The organism is Embleya scabrispora (assembly GCF_002024165.1).
GTDB classification, from domain to species: domain Bacteria; phylum Actinomycetota; class Actinomycetes; order Streptomycetales; family Streptomycetaceae; genus Embleya; species Embleya scabrispora_A.
Window position 1 is genome coordinate 933,206 of the sequence record NZ_MWQN01000002.1, and the last position, 21,619, is coordinate 954,824.

General features: G+C 73.0%; 19 protein-coding genes. 7 read left to right on the forward strand and 12 right to left on the reverse strand.

Going from position 1 to position 21,619, the window contains the following annotated elements:
- Position 1 precedes the first annotated feature (1 nt).
- A complete protein-coding gene (locus B4N89_RS34495) occupies positions 2-238 on the reverse strand; it encodes a hypothetical protein (protein ID WP_078980395.1) in 237 nt (78 codons plus the stop codon).
- 63 nt (positions 239-301) lie between these two features.
- On the opposite strand from B4N89_RS34495, the gene B4N89_RS34500 reads away from it, so the two are divergent.
- The 3 genes from B4N89_RS34500 (at position 302) to B4N89_RS34510 (ending at position 4,015) form a co-directional block, all read left to right on the forward strand.
- A complete protein-coding gene (locus B4N89_RS34500; protein WP_078980396.1) occupies positions 302-1,096 on the forward strand; it encodes a metallophosphoesterase family protein in 795 nt (264 codons plus the stop codon).
- Between the two features lie 104 nt (positions 1,097-1,200).
- Positions 1,201-1,998, forward strand: coding sequence for a TIGR03084 family metal-binding protein (locus B4N89_RS34505; protein ID WP_078980397.1), 798 nt, complete (start codon positions 1,201-1,203; stop codon positions 1,996-1,998).
- A gap of 265 nt (positions 1,999-2,263) precedes the next feature.
- Positions 2,264-4,015: a chitinase gene (locus tag B4N89_RS34510; RefSeq protein WP_078980398.1), complete on the forward strand. Its 1,752-nt coding sequence runs from the start codon at positions 2,264-2,266 to the stop codon at positions 4,013-4,015.
- 44 nt (positions 4,016-4,059) lie between these two features.
- On the opposite strand, the gene B4N89_RS34515 is transcribed toward B4N89_RS34510, so the two are convergent.
- Positions 4,060-4,668 (reverse strand): HutD family protein, encoded by a 609-nt coding sequence (locus tag B4N89_RS34515; RefSeq protein WP_078980399.1) that lies wholly within the window; start codon positions 4,666-4,668, stop codon positions 4,060-4,062.
- A 121-nt stretch (positions 4,669-4,789) separates the two neighbouring features.
- Positions 4,790-5,122 carry a LuxR family transcriptional regulator gene (locus tag B4N89_RS34520; RefSeq protein ID WP_078980400.1) on the reverse strand — a complete coding sequence of 111 codons (333 nt, stop codon included), beginning with the start codon at positions 5,120-5,122 and terminating at the stop codon, positions 4,790-4,792.
- 212 nt (positions 5,123-5,334) lie between these two features.
- Here B4N89_RS34520 and B4N89_RS34525 point away from each other — a divergent pair, with 212 nt between their 5' ends.
- The 3 genes from B4N89_RS34525 to B4N89_RS34535 all read left to right on the forward strand — a co-directional run bounded on the left by B4N89_RS34525 (position 5,335) and on the right by B4N89_RS34535 (position 7,415).
- Positions 5,335-5,790 (forward strand): SPW repeat protein, encoded by a 456-nt coding sequence (locus B4N89_RS34525; protein ID WP_414646443.1) that lies wholly within the window; start codon positions 5,335-5,337, stop codon positions 5,788-5,790.
- Between the two features lie 191 nt (positions 5,791-5,981).
- The gene (locus B4N89_RS34530) at positions 5,982-6,428 is read left to right on the forward strand and encodes a hypothetical protein (RefSeq protein ID WP_078980401.1); all 447 of its coding nucleotides are present in this window, start codon (positions 5,982-5,984) and stop codon (positions 6,426-6,428) included.
- A gap of 309 nt (positions 6,429-6,737) precedes the next feature.
- Positions 6,738-7,415 (forward strand): DUF2867 domain-containing protein, encoded by a 678-nt coding sequence (locus tag B4N89_RS34535; protein ID WP_078980402.1) that lies wholly within the window; start codon positions 6,738-6,740, stop codon positions 7,413-7,415.
- Here the strand turns inward: B4N89_RS34535 and B4N89_RS34540 are convergent.
- The 9 genes from B4N89_RS34540 to B4N89_RS34580 all read right to left on the reverse strand — a co-directional run bounded on the left by B4N89_RS34540 (position 7,405) and on the right by B4N89_RS34580 (position 20,016).
- A complete protein-coding gene (locus B4N89_RS34540) occupies positions 7,405-8,346 on the reverse strand; it encodes a D-2-hydroxyacid dehydrogenase family protein (protein WP_078980403.1) in 942 nt (313 codons plus the stop codon). The genes B4N89_RS34535 and B4N89_RS34540 overlap by 11 nt on opposite strands.
- An 87-nt stretch (positions 8,347-8,433) precedes the next feature.
- Positions 8,434-9,282 carry an SAM-dependent methyltransferase gene (locus B4N89_RS34545; RefSeq protein ID WP_235619081.1) on the reverse strand — a complete coding sequence of 283 codons (849 nt, stop codon included), beginning with the start codon at positions 9,280-9,282 and terminating at the stop codon, positions 8,434-8,436.
- 133 nt (positions 9,283-9,415) lie between these two features.
- Complete coding sequence (locus tag B4N89_RS34550) at positions 9,416-10,873, reverse strand: S41 family peptidase (protein WP_235619082.1); 1,458 nt, start codon at positions 10,871-10,873, stop codon at positions 9,416-9,418.
- Between the two features lie 280 nt (positions 10,874-11,153).
- Positions 11,154-12,260: a ring-opening amidohydrolase gene (locus B4N89_RS34555; protein ID WP_078980734.1), complete on the reverse strand. Its 1,107-nt coding sequence runs from the start codon at positions 12,258-12,260 to the stop codon at positions 11,154-11,156.
- A 187-nt stretch (positions 12,261-12,447) separates the two neighbouring features.
- Entirely contained in the window at positions 12,448-13,488 is a 1,041-nt protein-coding gene (locus B4N89_RS34560; protein ID WP_078980406.1) for a carbamate kinase, read from the reverse strand.
- 216 nt (positions 13,489-13,704) lie between these two features.
- Positions 13,705-15,225, reverse strand: coding sequence for a carboxyl transferase domain-containing protein (locus B4N89_RS34565; protein WP_078980735.1), 1,521 nt, complete (start codon positions 15,223-15,225; stop codon positions 13,705-13,707).
- Positions 15,226-15,251: 26 nt separating this feature from the next.
- Positions 15,252-16,478, reverse strand: coding sequence for a CaiB/BaiF CoA transferase family protein (locus B4N89_RS34570; RefSeq protein ID WP_078980736.1), 1,227 nt, complete (start codon positions 16,476-16,478; stop codon positions 15,252-15,254).
- 76 nt (positions 16,479-16,554) lie between these two features.
- The gene (locus tag B4N89_RS34575; RefSeq protein WP_078980407.1) at positions 16,555-17,481 is read right to left on the reverse strand and encodes an SDR family oxidoreductase; all 927 of its coding nucleotides are present in this window, start codon (positions 17,479-17,481) and stop codon (positions 16,555-16,557) included.
- A 204-nt stretch (positions 17,482-17,685) separates the two neighbouring features.
- The gene (locus tag B4N89_RS34580) at positions 17,686-20,016 is read right to left on the reverse strand and encodes a PucR family transcriptional regulator ligand-binding domain-containing protein (protein ID WP_143658183.1); all 2,331 of its coding nucleotides are present in this window, start codon (positions 20,014-20,016) and stop codon (positions 17,686-17,688) included.
- 162 nt (positions 20,017-20,178) lie between these two features.
- Between B4N89_RS34580 and B4N89_RS34585 the strand changes: the two genes are divergently transcribed.
- A complete protein-coding gene (locus B4N89_RS34585; protein WP_078980737.1) occupies positions 20,179-21,591 on the forward strand; it encodes a purine-cytosine permease family protein in 1,413 nt (470 codons plus the stop codon).
- Positions 21,592-21,619 lie beyond the last annotated feature (28 nt).

A 21,619-nucleotide genomic window follows, 5' to 3' on the forward strand; every position in this document is an offset into this window, starting at 1 on the left:
CTCAGGGGGCCGGCGTCGGCGCGTACGACCCGCTCCGCGGGAGCGTCGGCTCGGGCCGGGCGGGGGAGTCGGCGAAGAGCCCGGTGTGGGTGGCCATCAGGAGCATGAAGACGCCGGTGACGGTCGACGCGAGCACGGCCAGGACTCGGCCCACGGGGTTGTGGAGGTTGTAGACGTAGCGGCCTCCCCCGAGGCGACTGCGTCGGAATACCGGCTCGTATCCGTCGTCGTTCGGCATGTCCGACAGCGTAGATGGGCGCTGCCGTGCCCTCGATGCCGCCCGGGGAACTACCGTGCCGGGATGCGGATCGTGGGTGGTGGGGTGGAGGCGGTGACCGAGGTCGGGTATCGCCGGGCGCGGGTCGGGGGCGGGAGCGAGGCGGCGCGGTTGCCGGTGGGGCGGTTGCGGGTGGATCGGCTGCCGGCGGGATGTGACGCGGTGTTGGTCGCCGGTGACCTCCAGGGGGTCGCGCCCTCGCCCTGGGGTGGGCCGCCGGTGTTGTTGGGTGTCGCGCTCGCCGACTTCCTGACGGTGTGGGCGCAGGAGGGGTCGGTGCCGGTGCCGGAGCGGGTGGGTGTGGTGTTGGCGGGCGACCTGTACGCGGCGCCGGCGGCGGATCGGCGCGGCGCGACCGGGGCGGTCCGGGACGTGTGGTGGGCGTTCGCGGCGGCCGGCTGCCCGTTCGTGGTCGGCGTGGCCGGCAACCACGACGAGGTGTCGACGGCGGACCTGGCCGAGGCGGGCCCGCACGTCGCGCTGCTCGACGGCACACACGTCGACGTGGGCGGGGTCCGCTTCGCCGGCGTGGGCCGGATCATCGGCGATCCGAAGCGGCCGGGCCGCCGGGCCGAGGAGGCGCAGACCGCCCTCATCGACCGCGTCCTCGGCGCCGGCCCCGACGTGCTGATCCTGCACGAGGGCCCCTGCGGCCCCGCGCCCAGCCAACCGGGCCGCGCCGAGCCGGCCGCCCGCATCCGGGCCGCCCCGCCGGCCCTGACCGTCTGCGGCCACGTCCACTGGCCGGTCCCGGTCGCCACCGCCCCCGGCGGTCACACCCTCAACACCGACGCCCGCGCGATCCTGCTGACCGTCTGACCCCGACACGGTCCTGCGGGCCGTCGGGGATGGGCCGATCCCGCCGGTGCTTGCCCGCGACCGCGCGGCGGTGCGACGCTGCGAGCGACGAGAGGACGGCATCGATGGTGGATCTCGCGGCCATGCTGGACGATCTGCGCGCGGAGGGCGCCGAGTCGGACCGGCTCGTCGCTTCGCTGTCGGCGGCCGACTGGGCGCTGCCGACCCCCGCGCCCGGGTGGACCATCGCGCACCAGATCGCCCATCTGGCCTGGACCGACGACCAGGTCCGGCTCGCCGCGACCGACCCCACCGCCTTCGCGGGCGCACTCGCGGTGGCCGCCGCCGATCCCGACGGCTTCGTCGACCGAGGCGCGGAAGCCGGCGCGACGGCACCGCCCAGGGACCTCCTGGCCCGATGGCGGGACGGCCGGCACGCGGTCCCGGAACTGCTGTCGGCGCTCCCGGCGGGGGCCCGACTGCCGTGGTACGGGCCGCCGATGAGCGCCGCGTCGATGGCCGGCGCCCGGATCATGGAGACCTGGGCGCACACCCAGGACATCGCCGACACGCTGGGCGTGCTCCGTACCCCCACCACCCGCCTCCGCCACATCGCCCGACTCGGCGTCCGGGCCCGGGACTACGCCTACACCGTGCACGGACTGCGGCCACCCGAGGGGGAGTTCCGGGTGGAACTGATCGACCCTGACGAGCCGGGCGGCACCTGGACCCACGGCCCGGAGGGCGCCGCAGAGCGGGTGACCGGCCCCCTGCTCGACTTCTGCCTCCTGGTCACCCGCCGCCGGCATCCCGCCGACCTCGCGGTGCGCGCCGAGGGCGCCGAGGCGACCCGTTGGCTGACGATCACCCAGGCCTACGCCGGACCGCCCGGAGCGGGCCGTACGCCCGGCCGATCCGACTGATTCGCACGCGCCTTCGCCCCCGTATCCAGGCGTCCGCCCGATCCGAATTGGTCCAGACCTATTGACAGTTCCGCCGTCGCGGCGGTCAACTCGTCCTGCACACAGGCACCCCGGCACCTCCGGGTGCGCCCGGACGGCCTGCGCACGTCCCGCACCGAGGGAGCCTGACGTCCCATCAGGCGACGCGGTGTCGATCCGGGTTCACCTTCCACGCACACCCACGCCCGCAGGCAACCGCCCGGGCCGGTACGGGAGGCACACCACCATGGCACCACCACGTCCCCCCAACACTGCAGCCGATACCTCGACTTCGCGCCGACCCCGGCCCGGACCGCGCCGCTGGGCCGCGCTCCTCGCCGCGGCCGCCACGACGGCCGCGGCGAGCCTGCTCGTCCTCGCCCCGTCCGCGCCCGCCGCCGGCACCGCCGAACTCGTGGTGAACGGCGGCTTCGAGACCGGCCTGTCCGGCTGGACCTGTTCCGGCGGCAGCGGTCGCGCCACCACCACCCCCGTACACACCGGAACCGGCGCCCTCCAGGCCACCCCGGCCGGCGGCGACAACGCCCGCTGCAGCCAGACCGTGGCCGTGCAACCCGACTCCGACTACACCCAATCCGCCTGGGTCCAGGGCGCCTACGTCTACCTCGGCGCGAGCGGCACCGGCACCACCGACGTGTCCACCTGGACCTCCGCGGCCACCACCTGGCAAAAACTCACCACCACCTTCCACACCGGCGCGCGCACCACGAGCGTCACGATCCACCTCAACGGCTGGTACGGGCAGCCCGCCTACTACGCCGACGACGTCTCGCTCGTCGGCCCGGGCGGATCCACCACGATCCCGGGCGTACCCACCGGCCTGACCGTCGCCGGCACCACCGCACGCAGCGCCTCGCTGTCCTGGACCGCGGTGCCCGGCGCGACCTCGTACGACGTCTTCCGCGCCGACACCAAGGTGGCCACGGTCGCCGGAACCTCCGCCGAGATCCCGGGACTCACCCCGCAGACGAGCTACACCTTCTCCGTCGCGGCGACCAACAGCGCCGGATCGTCCGCGCGTTCCGCCCCCGTCACCGCCACCACCGCGCCGGACGGCCCCACCGGGCAGGACCCCACCGGACTGCCCAAGCGGGTGATGACCGGCTACTGGCACAACTTCGTCAACGGCTCCACGAACCTGCGCCTGCGGGACGTGCCCACGTCCTACAACCTGGTCGCGGTGGCCTTCGCCGAGGCCGACCGCACCCGCTGGGGCGCGATCACGTTCGGCGTGGACCCGGGCCTGTCCACCGCGCTCGGCGGCTACACCAACGCCGACCTCAAGGCGGACATCGTCGCGATGCATGCCCGAGGACAGAAGGTCATCCTGTCCGTCGGCGGCGAGTTGGGCGCGGTCTGGGTCGGCGACAACGCCTCCGCCGACATGTTCGCGAGCACCGCCACGGCGCTGCTGCGCGAATACGGCTTCGACGGCGTGGACATCGACCTGGAGAACGGGGTCAGTCCCACCTACATGGCCACGGCGCTGCGCGCCATCCGGGCCCAGGTCGGCACCTCGCTGATCATCACGATGGCCCCGCAGACCCTGGACATGCAGACCACCCAGACCGCCTACTTCCAACTCGCCCTGAGCATCAAGGACATCCTGACCATCGTCCACATGCAGTACTACAACTCCGGCACCATGTTCGGCTGCGACCAGAAGTTGTACGCCCAGGGCGGCGTCGACTTCCTCACCGCGCAGGCGTGCATCCAACTCCAGGGCGGCCTGCGCCCGGACCAGGTCGCCCTCGGCGTACCGGCCACCGGACGCGCGGCCGGCAGCGGATACGTCTCGCCCGGCGTGGTGAACAACGCGCTGGACTGCCTGGAGTCGGGCACCGGTTGCGGCGGCTACCGGCCCGCGACCACCTGGCGCGGCATCCGGGGCGCGATGACGTGGTCCGTCAACTGGGACGCGACCGCCGGGTACGCGCTGGCCAACACCATCTCGGCCCACCTGCGCACGATGCCCTGATCGTCGGGCACGGATGACGGATGACGGATGACGGGCGAGGGGCGCTACACCGGGCGGATGTCCGCCCACAGCGCCACCGAGCCGGGTTCGAGCGGCGCCGCGTGGTCGGCGGCGCCGCTCGTCCACCACCGGCCCCGCCCCGGTCGCAGCGCCGGGCCGGGGCCGGTGTTCGTTCCGCGCCCGGACAGCAGGTACAGCACACCGGCGTGCCCGGCGGGCAGCGGCACGGGAGCGTCGACGCGCCGGACGTCGGCGGTCCATCGGCCGCGCCGGGTCATGATGTTGAGCACCAGGACCGGGCCGCCGTCGCCGAGCAGGCGGGCGCGGAGCGCGTGATCGCCGGAGAAGGCGAACGGCACGGCGGGATGGTCGAGCCGATGATCGAGTGCCGCCGCGCCGGCCGTACCGGCGCCGTCCGCGATCAGGTGCACGCCCTCGCCCGCCAGGAGGGTGATGGTGCGGTCGACCCCCGGGAACGGCGAGAACGGCCCGTCGGCGGCGATCGTCGCGATGCTCGCCCGCCAGCCGAAGTCCGCCGAGCCGCCGTCCGGGCCCGCCGATCCCTCGCACGCGATCTCCCGCGTGTCACCGCCCCCGTTGCGCCACGGGCCGACGGGCAGCGTCTCGACGTCGAAGAGGTGCGTCAGCGTCACGTGCGGGCCTGCTTCCAGGGGAATCGGGGCGGTGGGCTCGGGGCGACCGGGCCCGCCATCATGCCGGCCGCCGCGCGGGCATGTACGGGCATGTCCGCGCCGTGATCCCGACGCCGTCGCTTCACCCGTGCTTGGCGACGGTGAGCAGGACCGCCGAGTCCTCCAGGGCGTCCAAGCTGTGCCGGGACTGCGGTACGACCAGGAAGTCGCCCGTCCGCCCCTCCCACGACGTCTCGCCGTCGATCAGAAGCACCCGCCCCCGCAACACGAGCAGGGTCGCCTCGCCGGGATTCTCGTGCTCGGACAGTGAGGTCCCCGCGTTCAGCGCGATCAGCGTCTGCCGCAACACATGTTCGTGGCCCCCGTACACGGTGTGCGCGCTGCGCCCCGTAGAGGCGGTGGCGGCCAGCTTGAGCAGTTCGCGGACCTGGGCTTCCAACGAGAGCTTTTCCATAGCCACAGTGTGCACACGAGCGCTCACAAAACCCCGGACGACCGCACCCGCGTCACACCGGAAGCCGCGCCGCCGCACCGGGCCGCACCCGGCCAGGCTCAGCCGCGGCACCGTCCATCGCGCGAAATGTCGGTAAATATTGGGGTTTGAGCGGGTTAGTCACAGACCGGAGGGCTATCAACCAGGGGACTGCGATTCTCGGAAAGAGGGTGGTGGACGTGTCCACGTCGACATCGACATCGACAGCGCCATCGATTGAAGAGCACCCCGACATAGTCACCATGCGGCTTCGTTCCGAACGCGCCACCACCGGCGCGGTCGCGCAGGCCGCGGAAGCGTTGGGCGTGCTGTGCGGTGTGTACCTGGCGGCCTCCCCCTGGATCGTCGGGTTCAACGGCTTCACGACCTTGACCACGAACAACCTGATCACCGGCGTGGCGCTTGCGCTGCTGATGATGGGCGCCTTCGGGTCCGCCTACGAGCGCACGCACGCGATGAGCTGGGCCGCGTTCGCCATCGGTGTGTGGACGATCATCGCCCCCTGGGCCGTGAGCGGCTCCTTCGACACCACGCGCACCATCACCAACAACGTGATCGTCGGTGGGGTGGCGTGCCTGATGGCGCTGGTTCTCGCGCTCAAGGGTGTCATCGGGATTCGCCGTTTGTGAGTGATCCCGTCTGTGAGTGATCCGAGTCCGAGACCGGGCCGCCGGCGGGTCCCGCCGGCGCACGGTTCGCCCCGGCGACCATCGCCCGGGCGTGCCCGCACCGGCAGGTCCCGCCCCGCAGCTCCGGCTGGGAGGTGGATGTGGTGAGCGGACCTTCGCTTTCGGGCCGGGAACGGCGCACGCTCGCGCGCATGGAGGAATCCCTGGCGCACGACGAGCGGTTGATCGAACTGCTGCGCGTCTTCGACGACCCGCCCTCCGTACCGGCTCCGCGCCGCCGTCGGAAAGGCATCGGTATGCGCATCGGCACGCCGAATCGGCCGACGATCCTGAAGTGGGCGGCGCTGCTGCTGTCCGGCACCTCGATCGGGTTGTTGATCGCCGCGATTCTCACGGGTGGGCCCGTGGGAGTCCTGGTGGCGGTGGCCGTGTCGATGGCGGCGTTGCTCCTGATCGGAGTCTTCGCCTACCTGAGACGGCACGCGGAGGCCCCGGCGGGCGTCCACGCGATACGGCGCGGCCGGCGTGCCCGTACGCACGGGTGGCTGCGGGCGCATGGCGCCGATCGTGTCGACGGCACCGGTGGTACGGACGGCCCGGAGCGTCGCGGCAGCGACGGCACGCGCCGCGAACCTTGACGGCTGCGGCGCCGATGCGTGCGGCGGTGTGACCCGGCGGGCGCGACCCCGGGGGGTTCGGTGCGCTCCCGTCGGTTCGGCGTGCCCGGTTTCGCGAGCGCGGTTCGCCCTGCGATCCGCGCTCTGTCGAGCTGTTCGGGCGCCACCTTGTCACATCCGGGTGGGGTGGGCCATGCGTCGGGGTCGAGCCGCGCGGCGCCCTGGGGCGTCCCCATATACGCCGCCGTATACGTGGGTCGTATGCTCGTGTACGGTGGCGTATATGGGGACGGCGCACGGCGTCCCGACGCCGGAAAGGTGGCAGCGGCCATGAGACTTCCCCGCACGGCATATACCGAACAGCCTTGGCGGCTGCACGAGTTCGCCCACGGCTTCCGCGTCGAGGACGTGTGGTCCTACCGCACTCCGGGCGCCGGGCCGGACGACTTTCCCGTGATGCTCGCGGCGATGCGGGCGAGCAAGGCGTACGCCCGGCAGGCGCCGCCGACGCGGTTCCTGCTCGCGGTGCGACGGAAGCTCGGCGCCCTGCTCGGCTGGGACCGGCCCGGGGCGGGGCTCGGAGAGCGCGTGGCGTCGCTGCGCGATCGCCTGCCGGACGAACTCCGCGACACCGTCGACCCCGCCGACTCCGGCGGCATGCCGCTCACTCCCGTGTACGAGCTCGACCGCGAGTTCGTCGGCGAACTGGGGAACAAGACCGCGCACGCGCTCATGCACCTGGGCTGGATGCCCACCGGGGACGGCGGCCACGAGCTGCGGATGGCGGTCCTGGTCAAGCCCAACGGCCGGTTCGGCCGGCTGTACATGGCCGGCATCGCACCGTTTCGCCACCGGATCGTCTACCCGGCGCTGACCCGCCAGTGGGAGGGCATCTGGCGGGACCGCGCGCAACTGCTCGCCGCGGCCGAGGCGAAGGGAGCCGGCGCGGCCGCCGGGCCCGCCACGCCCACCGGCCACACCGCTGCCGGGGCGCCCGTCACCTCATGACCCGGATCGGATCGCCGGTGAGGTAGGCGGCGATGTCCTCCACCGCATCGCGGTAGAAGGTCTCGTAGAGCTCGCGCGTGACGTAGCCGATGTGCGGGGTGAGCACGACGTTGTCCAGCGTGCGCAGCGGATGGTCGGCCGGCAGCGGTTCGACGTCGTACACGTCCAGCGCCGCAGCGGCGATGGCCCTGCGGCGCAGGACGTCCAGGAGGGCGGACTCCTCGACGATGGGGCCGCGCGAGGTGTTGACCAGGATCGCGGACGGCTTCATGCGGGCCAGTTGGGCGGCGCCGACCAGGCCCCGGGTGCGGGAGCCGAGGACGAGGTGGATGGACAGTACGTCGGACCGGGCGAACAACGTCTCCTCGGTCACCGCCCTCACGCCGTGCGCCGCGGCCCGCTCCGGGGTCAGGTGCGGGCTCCAGGCCACACACTCCATGCCGAACGCATGGCCGATCCGGGCCACTTCGCTGCCGAGCCGGCCCAGGCCCAGCACGCCGAGCACCTTGCCGCGCAGACCGACACCGAGCCCGACCTGCCAGCCGCCGGCCCGCATCGAGCGCTCCTCGGCCGGCAGGTTGCGGGCGGCGGCCAGGATCAACGCCCAGGTCAGCTCGGCGGTCGGATGGGCGACATAGCCCGTTCCGCAGACCACCACACCACGCGCACGCGCCGCCGCCACATCGATCGCCGCGTTCACCGGCCCGGTACTCACCAGCAGCCGCAGCCCGGTCAACCGGGCCAACACCTCCGCCGGGAACCGGGTGCGCTCGCGCATCGCGACGATCACCTCGAACCCGGCGAGCGCGGCGACCACCGCATCGCCATCGGCGAACGGCTCGGTGAACACGTGCAACTCGGCGTCGAGCGAGCCCCAGTCGGCCAGCCCCGAAGCCACGCCCTGATAGTCGTCGATGATGGCGATCCTCATGATCCCCGAGGCTAGTACCACCCCGATCCCCCGACCCGCCGACGCGCCCCGGCCGAATCCGCCGGCCGGCCCGTGCGGGTCCGAGGGTCAGTCCGGGAGGCGGCCGATTCCGCCCACGGACAGGTGGCCCTCGGGGGTGAGCGGGCGAGTCACCGGCTCGTCCGGGTGCCACAGGGGGAGCAGGACCACGCCGGGGTCGACGAGTTCGAGGCCGTCGAAGTAGCTCTCGATCTCCTTCAGGGGGCGGAAACGGCCGCTGCCCAACTGGGTCAGGAAGATCTTCTCCAGCGCGCGGCCCTCCGGCGTGGAGTCGCAGAAGTGCGTGATGAAGATGTAGCTGCCCGGCGGGAGTGCGTCGCGGTAGGCGCGGACCACGCCCGCCGGGTCCTCGTCGTCGGCGAGATGGTGCAGGACGGCCACCAGGAGCAGGCCGACCGGGCGGGTGAAGTCGATGAGTTCGCGCAGCTCGGGACGCGCCAGCACGTCGGCCGGATCGCGCAGGTCGGCGGTCACCACGCGGGTGCGGGAGTTGTCCGCGAGCAGCGCCCGCCCGTGCGCGAGCACGATCGGATCGTTGTCCACGTAGACGACGGCCGCGTCGGGGTTCACCTCCTGGGCGACCTCGTGCGTGTTCTGCACGGTCGGCAGGCCCGATCCCAGGTCGACGAACTGGTCGATGCCCCGGGCCGCCAGGTAGCGCACGCCCCGGGCCAGGATGTGCCGGTTGTGCCAGGCGCCTTCGTTGGACAGGTTCGCAAGCGCCTCGTCGGCGATCCTGCGGTCGACCGCGAAGTTGTTCTTGCCACCGAGAATGGCGTCGTAGACCCGCGCGACGCTGGGTATGGTGACGTCGATCCCGGTCGGCGCCCAGTCCTCGGGCGACTCCCCCTCCGGCAGGGCGTCGTAGCCCCACTCGTCCTGCTCCCGCTCGACCACGGTCTCTCCTCGTCGGTGTTGCGCATACTCACCCATGGCGTGGTACGGGCCTGTGGAGCCTATCCGAATCCCCGCCTTCGACCCGGCAACTTCCTTCACATGCCCGGGAATTGGAGCCCGGTGAGGTGGGTGCTCAGGGGCGGGTCGGTGTGCCGGTCAGCAGGGCCCGGGCCCGGTCGAAGGCGCTGTCACGATCGTTGGCGAATTCGTCGTCGGTGAACACCGGGGTGCGGATGTCGGGTGGGATGCCCGGGCCCTCGAAGGAGCGGCCGGTGCGGGTGAGAAATCGTTCGTTGGAGAGGCTGAACTGCCAGCCGTTGGGGAGCAGGCGGCCCAGCAGATCGGAGAAGATTCCCTGGGTGTTGTCGCCGATGCGGGTCGTCGTGGTGGGTCGACCGATCAGGGCCTGGGCGAAGGTCTCACCGGCGCTGACCGTGGAGCCGGCGGTGAGCAGGGCGACCGGCCCGGTGTAGCGCGGTACGTGTACGGCCGGCTCGACCCGGAACGGTTGCGGGCGGGTGAACGCGCGCGCATCGTCGGGGTCGTTGCGGGCCTGCTTGATGTAGGCGAGATACGGCCGGTCGGTGAGCCGGGCGGCGATTTGGAGGCCCAACGGGTCGGCGCCACCGCTGTTGACCCGGTCATCCACGATCAGGCCGCGCCAGGCGGTCGGGCCGGACACCCGCGCGGAGGTGATGATGTCGTCCAGGGCGCAGGCCAGTTCGGCCGCGTCCGCCGGGTAGCCGCCGGCGCCGGTCGTGTAGCCGTCGAAGCGGGTGATGCGCAGATAGCCGAGCCCACCGGGCAGGTCCGCGTATCCGATCGCGCCGTTGGCGAACATCCGCAACGGGACTCCGCCGAGGTCGCGGCGCTCGACCAACGCCTGCACCTTGGCGTCCAGTTCCGAACTCGGCCCCAGGGTGTCGGGCCGAAGCCAATGCGCGACGCGGTTGATCGTCGCGGTCTCGGCGCGCAGGCCGACGTGCGCGTCGTGGAGGGGTTCGATCATCGCGGCCAGGATGTCGAAGAGTTGGTTCTCGGTGGTGGCCGCCGTGATCTTGGGGCGCTGCTCGGCGCGCATCGCCTCCCAGTCGACACCCCGCGTGCCGAAGAACGCGTAGTTTTCCCGGAACGTTTCCCAGAACACGTCGAACGTGGTCAGCGGATCGGCCGCCGTCGGCACCCGGCAGGTCGCGGGCGGCGCACCGAGTCGGCGCAGCGCGTGGGTGCCCAACGAGCCCTCGAAACGCAGCGACGCGGCGCCGCCGTGTCGGACGGCCGGTCGGACCAGGTAGACGCCTCCGTCCATGTCCGCGAAGTGGATCGTGCCGTCCGGATCGGCCCCGCCGACCCGATGGGCGGGCGCGGATCTCAGGCAGCCGGCCTTCGTCGTCTCGTAGGGCTGGAGTTCGCCGCCGGCGATCCCGAGTACGAGTCCGTAGCCGTCCACGCGCCAGAAGCCGTCAAGGGAACGACGGTTGGCGTCGGCCGTCGCCTCGCGGTCGCCGGGGCCGGGTGGCCCGGACGACCCGGTGAGCGCGCCGGCCGGGGTGCCGGTCACCGTGAGAAGCACGCCTGCCAGCGCGAGCACGGCACTTACGGAAACTCGTCTGCCGAGCGTGCCGTTGCCACGGCGGGCTCGGAGACGGAACGGGAGGCCGGGATGGGGGAGTCGAACCGGGTGATCGCTGTGTGAGGTCATGCGATCACACTGTCAGCGGCGAGGGTTTATCGACAGCCCCCGAAAGTTGCGGATCGCTCCTCGAAAGACGTCGAAGTCCGACAATTTCCGCGGCATCCACGCGCCGACGGCCACCGCCCGGAACGGGGAGCGGTGGCCGTCGGTGTGTTGTGTCGCGAGCGCGGGCGGGTCAGTCCATCCGGACGATGGCCGCGACCGGGCCGCCGCCCGAGGGGCCCTGGTGCACGGCGGCGACCGAGACGAACACGGCCGGGTCGCCGGTGACGGCCGCGGTCACGCCGCCGACGGTGGCCTTGATCTGGCGGTGCCAGTGCACGTCCGAGTCGTCCAGCATGATGTTGCGCCGGCCGCGCACGCTGCCGCTCGGGTCGGCCTCGCACTTGAGGAACACGTTGACCAGGCGGTCGCCGAGGTCGGAGGTGTGCGGACGCTCCGGCAGGTCGATCCCGGCCGAGCGGATCGCCGACCAGATGCCGTCCGCGTCGAGCGCGTCCTTCATCACGCCGTGACCGACCCGGAACGGGCCGCCGACGCCGCGCACGTTGCCGACCACCACGATCTGCGCGCAGTCGAGTTCCACGCCGGAGGAGCAGGACGCCACCGACGAGTACAGCGACAGGTCGCGGTGGATCTGCTCGGCCGTGGGCAGCTCGATCTCGCCCAGCGCGACGGCGATGCCCAGCGCGGTGGTCGAGTTGGAGACGTCCATGGACTTGAGGGTGTCCTCGGTCCACACGTCGAACCCGCGCGACTTGGCGTCATTGATCGTGTCCAGGACCAGGAGCGGGGTCTTGGTCTGTACGTAGTGCACGTCGGCCGGGTCGGTGATGCCCGCGACGGCCATCGCCGCACGCACGCCGGCGGCGACCTTCTCCACCATCGGCACCCGGCCGATGTCCTCGGGCAGGATCGTCTCGCTCATCGCCACGCCGACCGACACGCGCGGCTCGTCGGTGGGCTCGTACCGGTTCTCCGGCGCGTAGGCGAAGACGGTCGCGTGGGGGGAGATCACGCCGTCGGTGCCGCCGGACCAGACCAGCGGTACCTTGCCGGCCTCCTCGACCGAACGCTTGCCCTTGGCGACCAGCACCTCGCGGAAGGCGCGGTCGGCCAGGATGCGGGTGTAGTCGTTGACCCCGCCGTTGCCCTCGGTCTTGCCGATGACGGCGAGCACGTCGTCCGCGGCGAACACGCCGTCGTCGATCAGCTTGGCCAATCCGGACGCGTCGGTGACGCTCTCGATGGCGACCTTGTGAACCTCGATCGGCCTGGGCACTCGTTCCACCTCGTTCATTGGAGTTCGCTGAATTACCGATACTGACCGATATTGCGACCGTTGCGACCGTTGCGGCTGGTTGCACCGCTTCGGCCGCGTCGGACGCCGTGGCCGATCCGGACGCGTCGACGGGGTCGCCCGCCCGCGTCGTACGCCCGCGCGTCGGGGCGCGCGGGCCGGCCGGACGCTACCCGGCGTCCGCTGCCGCCGCCGCCACCGCCGGTGCCGCTGCCGCGACCGCCGCCGCGTTCGCCTCCACCACCGTGCCCGCCTCGCCGGCGACCGCGGCGGTGATCCGGTCCAGGGACGTGATCACCGAGCGCCGGCCGCCCGCCTCGACGAAGCGCACCGCCGCCTCGACCTTGGGCCCCATGCTGCCGCCGGCGAACTGCCCGGCCGCGGCGTGCTCGCGCAGCTCTTGCGGAGAGACCCGGCCCAGCTCGCGCTGGTTCGCGGTGCCGTAGTCGAGCATCGCGTTGGGTACGTCGGTGGCGATCACCAGCACGTCCGCGCCGACCGACGCGGCGAGCAGGGCCGCGGTGAGGTCCTTGTCCAGGACCGCCTCCACGCCGCGCTCGGCGCCGTCCGCGTCGCGCACCACCGGGATGCCGCCGCCACCGGCCGCGACCGTGGTGAAGCCCGCCGCGACCAGGGTGCGGATGGCCGGCGCGTCGACCACCTCCAGTGGATCCGGCGACGGGACCACCCGACGCCAACCCTTGGCGCCCCGGTCCTCCCAGTGCTGGCCGAGCGCGATGAAGCGCTCCGCCTCGGCCCGCGGCAGATGCCGGCCGACCGGCTTGGTGGGGCGCTCGAACGCCGGGTCGGCGGCGTCCACCAGGGTCCGGGTGACCACGGCCGCCACCCGGGCCGGCTGCCCGCGGCGGCGCAGCGCGGCCTCCAGGGCGGAGACGACGGTGAAGCCGAGGGTGCCCTGCGTCTGCGCACCGCACCAGTCCAGCGTCACCGGGGGCACGACGTGCGCGGTCAACTCGTTCTTGACCAGCAGGTTGCCCACCTGGGGACCGTTGCCGTGGGTGAGTACGACGTCGACGCCGGAGACGATCAGGTCGGCCACCGCCTCCATCGCCACCGCGACGGCCGCCCGCTGGGCGTCGGGGGTGGCGCTCCCGTCCGGCCCCGTCATGGCGTTGCCGCCGAGGGCGATGAGCACTCTCCCGGTGCCGTTCGCGCTCCGGGTGCCGTTCGCGGTGCGGGGAGTTGTCATGTGTCGAACTCTCCTGTCCTGTCGTACGCGGGAGTCCCGATGCACCCGTCACGGTTCGGCCCGTGGGGCCGTCGTCCGTCCGGGAATTGGGACTCTAGGTGGGGAACCGGGTCGATGGCTTGAGAGTCATTTGACTACAAACACCGATCGATCTGGCAGAAATTGCCGAGTGGCGCGCGCCCGGGTTCGGGGGTCCACGCCGGGCGCGCGCCGGTTTCAGCAGCCGAGGCGGGCGTAGCGCTCCAGCCGGGCCGCGCGGCGTTCCTCGGTCGGCCGGCGCAGCAGGCCGACCAGTTCGTACTCCAGGACCTGTGCGAGCCGGGCCAGGAACGCCATCGGCTCGTCGGCCGCGTCGGGCCGCTCCGCGACGATCCGGTCCACCACGCCGTCGCGCAGCAGGTCGAGCGAGCGGATGCCCTGCGCCGCGGCGATCTCGGCGCCGCGGGTGGGCGTGCGGTAGCGCAGCGCCGAGGCGCCCTCGGGCGGGAGCGGCGACAACCAGCCGTGCTGGGCGCACAGCACCCGGTCGGCGGGCAGCAGGGCGAGCGCTCCGCCGCCCGCGCCCTGGCCGAGCAGCAGGCACAGCGTCGGCGTGGGCAGGGTGACCAGTTCGGCCAGACAGCGGGCGATCTCACCGGCGAGGCCGCCCTCCTCGGCCTCCGGGCTGAGCGCCGCGCCGCCGGTGTCCACGACGCTGACCAGCGGCAGGTCGAGTTCGGCGGCCAGGCGCATGCCGCGGCGGGCCACCCGCAGGCCGGCCGGGCCGAACGGGCCGTGGCTGGACTGGCGGGCGCGGTCCTGGGCGAGCACCACGCAGGGCGCGCCGCCGAACCTGGCCAGGGCGAGCAGCAGGCCGGGGTCGCTCTCCCCCTGGCCGGTGCCGTGCAGGGGCACCACGGCGCTCGCGGCGTGCCGCAACAGGGCCCGCGCGCCGGGGCGTTCGGGGCGCCGGGAGAGTTCGACCGAGGTCCACGCGGGTACGTCCGCCAGGTCCTCGACGGGCAGCGGGGCCACGTCGGGCAGGTTCTCGCGCGGCGCGGTGACGATGTCCAGGACCCGGGCGGCCACGTCGCCGAGCCGGTCGGGCTCGACGACGGCGTCCACCAGGCCGTGCGCGTACAGGTTCTCCGCGACCTGGACGCCCTCGGGGAACGGCCGGCCGTACAGCGCCTCGTAGACGCGCGGGCCGAGGAAGCCGATCAGCGCGCCGGGTTCGGCGGCGGTGACGTGGCCGAGCGAACCCCAGGAGGCGAGTACGCCGCCGGTGGTCGGGCCGCGCAGGTAGACGAGGTAGGGCAGTCCGGCGCTCTTGTGCGCGGCGACGGCGGCGCTGATCCGGACCATCTGGAGGAAGGCGACCGTGCCCTCCTGCATCCGGGTGCCGCCGGAGGTCGGCGAGGCGACCAGGGGCAGGCCCTCGGCGGTGGCGCGTTCGATCGCGGCGACCAGGCGCGAGGACGAGGCCACCCCGATCGACCCGGCCAGGAAGCCGAACTCGCAGGCCACCACGGCCACCCGGCGGCCCCGGATCCGGCCCTCGCCGGTGACCACGGACTCGTCCACGCCGCTCTTGGCCTCGGCGGCGCGCAACTCGTCGCGGTAGCCGGGGTCCAGGCGCTCGGGGCGGTGCGGCGGAGCGTCCCAGCTCGTCCAGGTGTCGGGGTCCAGGACGAGGCGGATGAGGTCGTGCGCGCCGACGCGGGGGCGGCGGGGCGGCGGGGCGGGATCGGGGGTCACCGCCTCCGCCCCCACCGGTTCGGCCCTCACGCGCGCCGCGCGGCGTGCAGGGCGCGGGCGTCCTCGGCGTCGAGCCAGGCCTGCACGCTGTCCGTGTGCTGACCGAGCGTCGGCGGCGCGTCGTGGCGCCGGCGCCCGTCGTCGCTCGTACCGTCCACGCCGTCGAGGCGGATCGGCGGTCCGGGCAGCGTGATCGGGCCGAGCGTGCTGTGCATGACGTCGAGCAGCAGGCCCTGCGACTTCGTCTGATCCCAGTCGTAGACCCGGTCGATGGTGCGTACCTCGCCGGCCGGAATGCCGGCGGCGGCCAGTTCCGGCAGCAGGTCGTCCACCTCGCGCGCGGCGAACGCGGCGTTGATCGCCTTCGCGAGCTCCGCCCGGTTGACCACGCGGTCGGCGTTGACCGCGAACCGGGGGTCGTCCACCGCGAGGCCGACCATGGGGGCGAACTTGGCCCACAACTTCTCGCTGCCCACCGCGACCTGGATGATCGCGTCCTTGCAGCGGTAGGAGCCGTAGGGCTGGAGCGAGGGGTGCAGATTGCCCTGCGCGCGACCGACCTGGCCGGCGACGGTGTAGTTGGTGCCCTGGAAGGCGTGTACGCCGACGATCGCGGACAGCAGCGAGGTGCGTACGACCCGGCCCAGGCCGGTGCGCTCGCGCTCGTGCAGCGCGGCGACCACGCCGTAGGCGCCGTACATCCCGGCCAGCAGGTCGCCGATCGGTACGCCGATGCGGGTGGGGTCGTCGGGGCCGGGGCCGGTCAGGCTCATCAGGCCCGCCTCGCCCTGGGCGATCTGGTCGTAGCCGGGCCGGCCGCCCTGCGGACCGTCGTGGCCGAAGCCGGTGATGGACAGCACCACCAGGCGCGGGTTGAGCCGGGTCAGCTCCTCCATCGGGAAGCCGAGCCGGTCGAGCACGCCGGTGCGGAAGTTCTCCACGAGCACGTCGCTGTGCCGGATCAGCCGGGCGAGGGTGGCCCGGCCCTCGTCGGTCTTCAGGTCGAGGACTATCGACTCCTTGTTGCGGTTGCAGGAGAGGAAGTAGGTCGACTCGCGGGCGTCCTCGGCGCCGACGAACGGCGGACCCCAGCCCCGGGTGTCGTCGCCGCCGTCGGGGTTCTCCACCTTGATCACCCGGGCGCCCATGTCGCCGAGCATCATCGCGGCGTGCGGGCCGGCGAGGGCGCGGGAGAGGTCGAGCACGACGAGATCGCAGAGCGGTCCGCTCACGTCGAACACCCCTTTCTGCATGTGCATGTGTGTGCGACGGTGCGCAGTCCGGCGTCGAATGCGTCCAAGCTAGGCGGCGACGCGGCGTTGCTCGCCGTCAGTTACTGCCCAAGGAATCGCGCTCACTTGGCAATACTTGGTGTTGGAAGCCCGGGGCGTAGTGGGCGTCGTCGGGGGCGAACACCCGTCGCGCGAAATCCTCGAAGCGGGTCGGCGCCCGGCCGAGCAGCATCGCCAGGGTGCGCGGATTGCCGGTCAGGCCGTGCCGGTCGTAGAACGCGAACATCGCGGTCAGCGTGTCCAGCGCGTAGCCGGACAGACCGCCGGCGCGGGCGTTCTCGCACCACTCGCGCGGGTCGATCCGGCGCGCGGTGACGGGGCGGTCGAGTACGGCGGCCAGGTGCGCGGCCATCGAACGGGGCGTCAGCGCCTCCGGGCCGGCCAGTTCGTACACCGCGTTCTCGTGGCCGCCCTCGCACAACACGACGGCCGCGGCCTGGGCCACGTCGCGCAGGTCGACGGCGGCGAACGGGGCGTCCACCCGATACGGCACCACGTAGTCGCCGATCCGCACGATCGTGTCGCGGGCGTCGAGGATGTTCTGCTGGTACGGCCCGGGCTGGAGCACGGTCACCGCGAGGCCCGACTCGAACAGCGCCTCCTCGACGCGCGCCTTGGCCTCGTGATGCGGCATCGCCCGCAGTTGGGGCCGCAGCACGGAATGGAACACGAACCGGCCCACCCCGGCCCGCTCGGCGGCGGCGATCACGGCGCGCCCGATGGCCGGCTCGTCCGGGTGCACGTTCGGAGCGATGTGATAGACCGCCTCGCACCCGGCCAGCGCCTCGGCGAGGTCGGACGGCTCGGTGACGTCGCCCACCACCGCCTCGCTTGCCCCGGCCGCGACCGCCACCGCGACCTGCTCGGGCCGCCGCACCAACGCCCGCACCCGCACCCCACGCTCGGCCAACGCCCAGGTCAACGCCCGCCCGGTCTTCCCCGCCGCCCCGGTGATAACGATCATGCCCCCACGCTAGGCAGCGGCGACCCGGGGTTCACGGTGCGCCCTCGCCAACCCGGACCCGGTGAATCGGGCACATAGTGCCGAAGCCGGGGCGGGTGAGGGTGGGGGCGGCGGCTCGACGCATCCGGGGCCGGCGGGTCCATCCGCTTGTCTGCGGGCGTCCGCCGGCCGGTCCGGGACCGCCGACACCGGAGGGACTTCGCCCTACGTCGGGTTGGGGCCCCGGGTGGTGAGGAGGTCGCGGGCGGTGAGGGCGGCGCGTAGGGGGCCCTGGCGGTCGGGGGCGTCGGGGCTTACGTGGAGCAGGGATTCGATCAGGGCGAGGCGCTGGTGGACCGATTGGCGGCGGAGGAACAGGACGCCGGCGGTCTCGGTCTTGGAGCAGCCGCAGCGCAGGTACGCCTCGAGGGTGTCCACCAGGCCGGTGCCGCGGGTGGCGTCGGCGGCCAGCAGCGGGCCGAGTTGGTCCTCGACCAGGTCGGCCAGTTCCTCCGGGGGCAGCCCGTCCAGGAGGCGTTCGAGGGCCCAGTCGTCGGCGAGTACGGTTTCGGCGACGCCGGTGGGCCGGATCGGGTGCACCCGGCGGGCCAGGCGCAGTGTGTCCCGCGCGGCGCGCAGGCTGTGTCCGACCCGGGCCACGTCCCGCACGAGCGGGCCGAGGGCGGCGGTCGGCTCGGGGCCGGCGGCTGTGGGCAGGCCGAGGCGGTCGGCGAGTTCGGCGATGTGGGTGGGGCGGTCCAGGGCGATCAGGGCGTACGCGCCGCCGGGGCCGTCGCTGACCAGGCCGCGGCCGCCGCACGCGCGCAGGCCCTCGTACAGGGTGGTCACCGCCTGCACCGGGTCTGGCCGGCTCAGGGCGACGGTCGCCCACACGGCGGTGCCGGCCGGGACGAGGCCGCACACCGTCAGCCGCGCGGCCACCTCGCGCGGGGGCAGCGCGTCGCCGAGCAGCCCTTCGACGAGCTCCCGCCGCTCACGTCCCACCCAGCCACCACGGTCGGCGAGCCGCAACAGGGCGGGCGCGAACACCTGGGCAGCATGCTCGGCCACCTCCCGAGCGATCGCCGCTCCCGCGGTCGACCAGGGGCCGTCGGCGGGGGCGACATGGGGCGCGGCCACACCTGGCGTGGCCGGTCTGCGCGCGGTCTCGGTTGCGCCGGGCGTGGTGTCGGCCGCCAGGGGGTCGGCCGCGCCCGGCATGTGGGTGGCGTCGGTCGTGCGGGCGGTGCCCGGTGGCTGGGTTGCGGGTGTCGTGGTGTTGGCCGCGCTTGCCGCGCCGGGCATGTGGGTGGCGTTGGTCGTGCGGGCCGTGCCTGCTGTCCTGGTTGCGCCCGTCGTGGTGTTGGCTCTGTTGTGGTTGGCCGCGCTTGCCGCGCCCGGCATGTGGGTGGCGTCGGTCGTGCCGGCGGTGCCCGGTGGCTGGGTTGCGGGTGTCGTGGTGTTGGCCGCGCTTGCCGCGCCGGGCATGTGGGTGGCGTTGGTCGTGCGGGCCGTGCCTGCTGTCCTGGTTGCGCCCGTCGTGGTGTTGGCTCTGTTGTGGTTGGCCGCGCTTGCCGCGCCCGGCATGTGGGTGGCGTCGGTCGTGCCGGCGGTGCCTGGTGGCTGGGTTGCGGGTGTCGTGGTGTTGGCCGCCTGGGGGTTGGCCGCGCCTGCCGCGCCCGGAGATGGGTTGGTGTCCCAGGCGCCGGACGTGCCCGCTGTCCTGGTTCCCCCGGTCGCGGCGCCGGCCGCGTTGACGCCTGCCGCGCCCGGCGATGGGTTGGCGTCCGACCTCCTCGGGGTGCCCGCTGTTCGCGTGGTGTCGGTCGCGCTCGGCGTGGTCGGCGGGTGGTTGGCGTTTGTTGTGTTTTTTGCCGTTGTTGCGTCGGGCGCGCTTGGCTTGGTTGCGCCCAGTAGTAGCCGCCCCCACAGCGCGCCCCTGAGTTCGACGCCGGCTTCGGCTGTCGGGGACCTTACGACCGAGGTCGGGTCGTCCGTGCCCGCGTACGCGGTGAGCGTTCCGTCCAGGGCTGCCAGGACTACCGGGCGGCCGGTGAGCGTGGACAGTGTGGTGGTGAGTTCCTCGACGCCGGCGCCTTTCGCCAGCACGCCGGACAGGGTTCGCACGATTCGGTTGACGTGGCGCAGCCGTGTCACCGCCGAGTCGAGGATGGCCGCGTTGACCGCCTCGGCGATCTCGACGAACGGGACGACGCCGCGCAGGACGACCAGCGGCAGACCCGCGTCCGCCGCCGCGCGAACCACGTCGTCCGGGACCTCGCGGAACGTACGCCCGACCTCCAGGGCCACCCCCGCCACGCCCGCCGCCGCCAACTCCGTGACATAGCGTCGCCGCTCGCCCGCGTCCCGTCCGGCCAGACCCAGACCCGTCGTGAGCAGCAGTTCGTCGCCGCGCAGCAGCGGGGCGATCTCGTAGATCTCGCTGGAGTGCACCCAGCGCACCGGGCGATCCAGGTCCGCGTGCGGATCCGGTACCGCCGGGTCGGCTCCGCGCATCAGTGGATGGTCGAGGACCGCGCGCAGGGACAGCGTCATGGACACTCCGTCCGGAAGATCCGTCAGTATGGCGGTCACGGTGTCCGTTGTCACGACCCGCCCGGCCGAGGAACCTTCGGTGATCACCCCACCGTAGCTCCCACCGCAGCCCCCACCGCATTCCCCACAGCAGTGCTCCGCTCCGTCCCACCGGAGGTCTCCGTGGCAACCCTCGACCAATCCGCGCAGCCCGCCCGCCCCGAGCGCGCGGTCGACCACACCCAGTCCCTCGAACCGGTACCCGACGACGCCCGCGACTCGACGCCCGCGCACCAGTTCTGGATCTGGGCCGGCGCCAACATCGCGCCGATCAACTGGGTCCTGGGCGCCCTCGGCATCGTGCTCGGCCTGGGACTGGTCGACACCGTACTGGTCCTGATCGTCGGCAACCTGATCGGGATGGGCGTCTTCGGCCTGTTCGTACTGATGGGCCAGCGCACCGGCGTGACCCAGATGGTGCTGGCGCGGGCCGCGTTCGGTCGGCGCGGCGCGTACCTGCCCGCCGCCGTCCAGGGCGTGATCTCCGCCGGGTGGTGCGCCATCAACACCTGGATCGTGCTCGACCTCGTGATGGCCCTCCTCGACAGCGTCGGCTACGAGGGCGGCAACGGCACCAAGGTCGTGGTCGTCCTGGTGGTGATGGCCGTCCAGATCGCGATCGCCGCGTCCGGCTTCGCCGCCATCGCCGGCTTCGAGCGCTGGACCGTACCCGCCACCCTGGTCGTACTCGCCGCGATGACCGCGGTGGCCTGGACCCGGCTCGACATCGACTGGGGCCACGCGAGCACGTTGAGCGGCGGCGACCGCTGGTCGGCGATGAGCACGGTGATGACCGCGATCGGCGTCGGCTGGGGCATCACCTGGTTCGCCTACGCCTCCGACTACTCCCGCTTCGTCCCGCGCACCACCTCCCGCCGCAAGCTGTACGCGGCCAGCGTGCTGGGCCAGTTCGTCCCCGTGGTCTGGCTCGGAGTGCTCGGCGCGTCACTGGCCACGGTGAACGCGAAGGCCGACCCGGGCCGGCTGATCGTCGACTCGTTCGGCCCGCTCGCCATCCCCGTGCTGCTGCTCGTACTGCACGGGCCGATCGCCACCAACATCCTCAACCTGTACAGCTGTTCGCTCTGTGCGCAGACCCTCGACATCAAGGTCTCGCGGCGCGTGTTGTCCTGCCTGGTGGGCGCGTTCGCCACCGTGTTCACGCTGTTCCTGATCTTCCGGGCGAGCCTGGCACACACCCTGGACACCTGGCTCGCGGGCATGGTCACCTGGGTCGCGCCGTGGGCTGCGGTGATGCTGGTGCACTTCTACGTGTTCGCCCGACAGCGCGTGGACGTCGCCGCGCTCTACGCCGCGCCGCGTCGCGGCCTGCTCGCCGACGTGCGCTGGTCGGCGATCGTCGCGCTGCTGTGCGGCATGGTCGCCACCTGGTGCTTCGAGTACGGCGTCCCCGAGGCGCTGCGCGGCCCGGGCGCCCGGGCGATCGGCAACGTGGACCTGTCGTGGCTGGCCGGCGCGTTGGTCGCGGGCGGCCTGTACCTCCTGCTCGGCCGCCGCGAGCGCGTTACCCGCTGACCAGCCTTTCCCGCCGACCCCTGGAGCC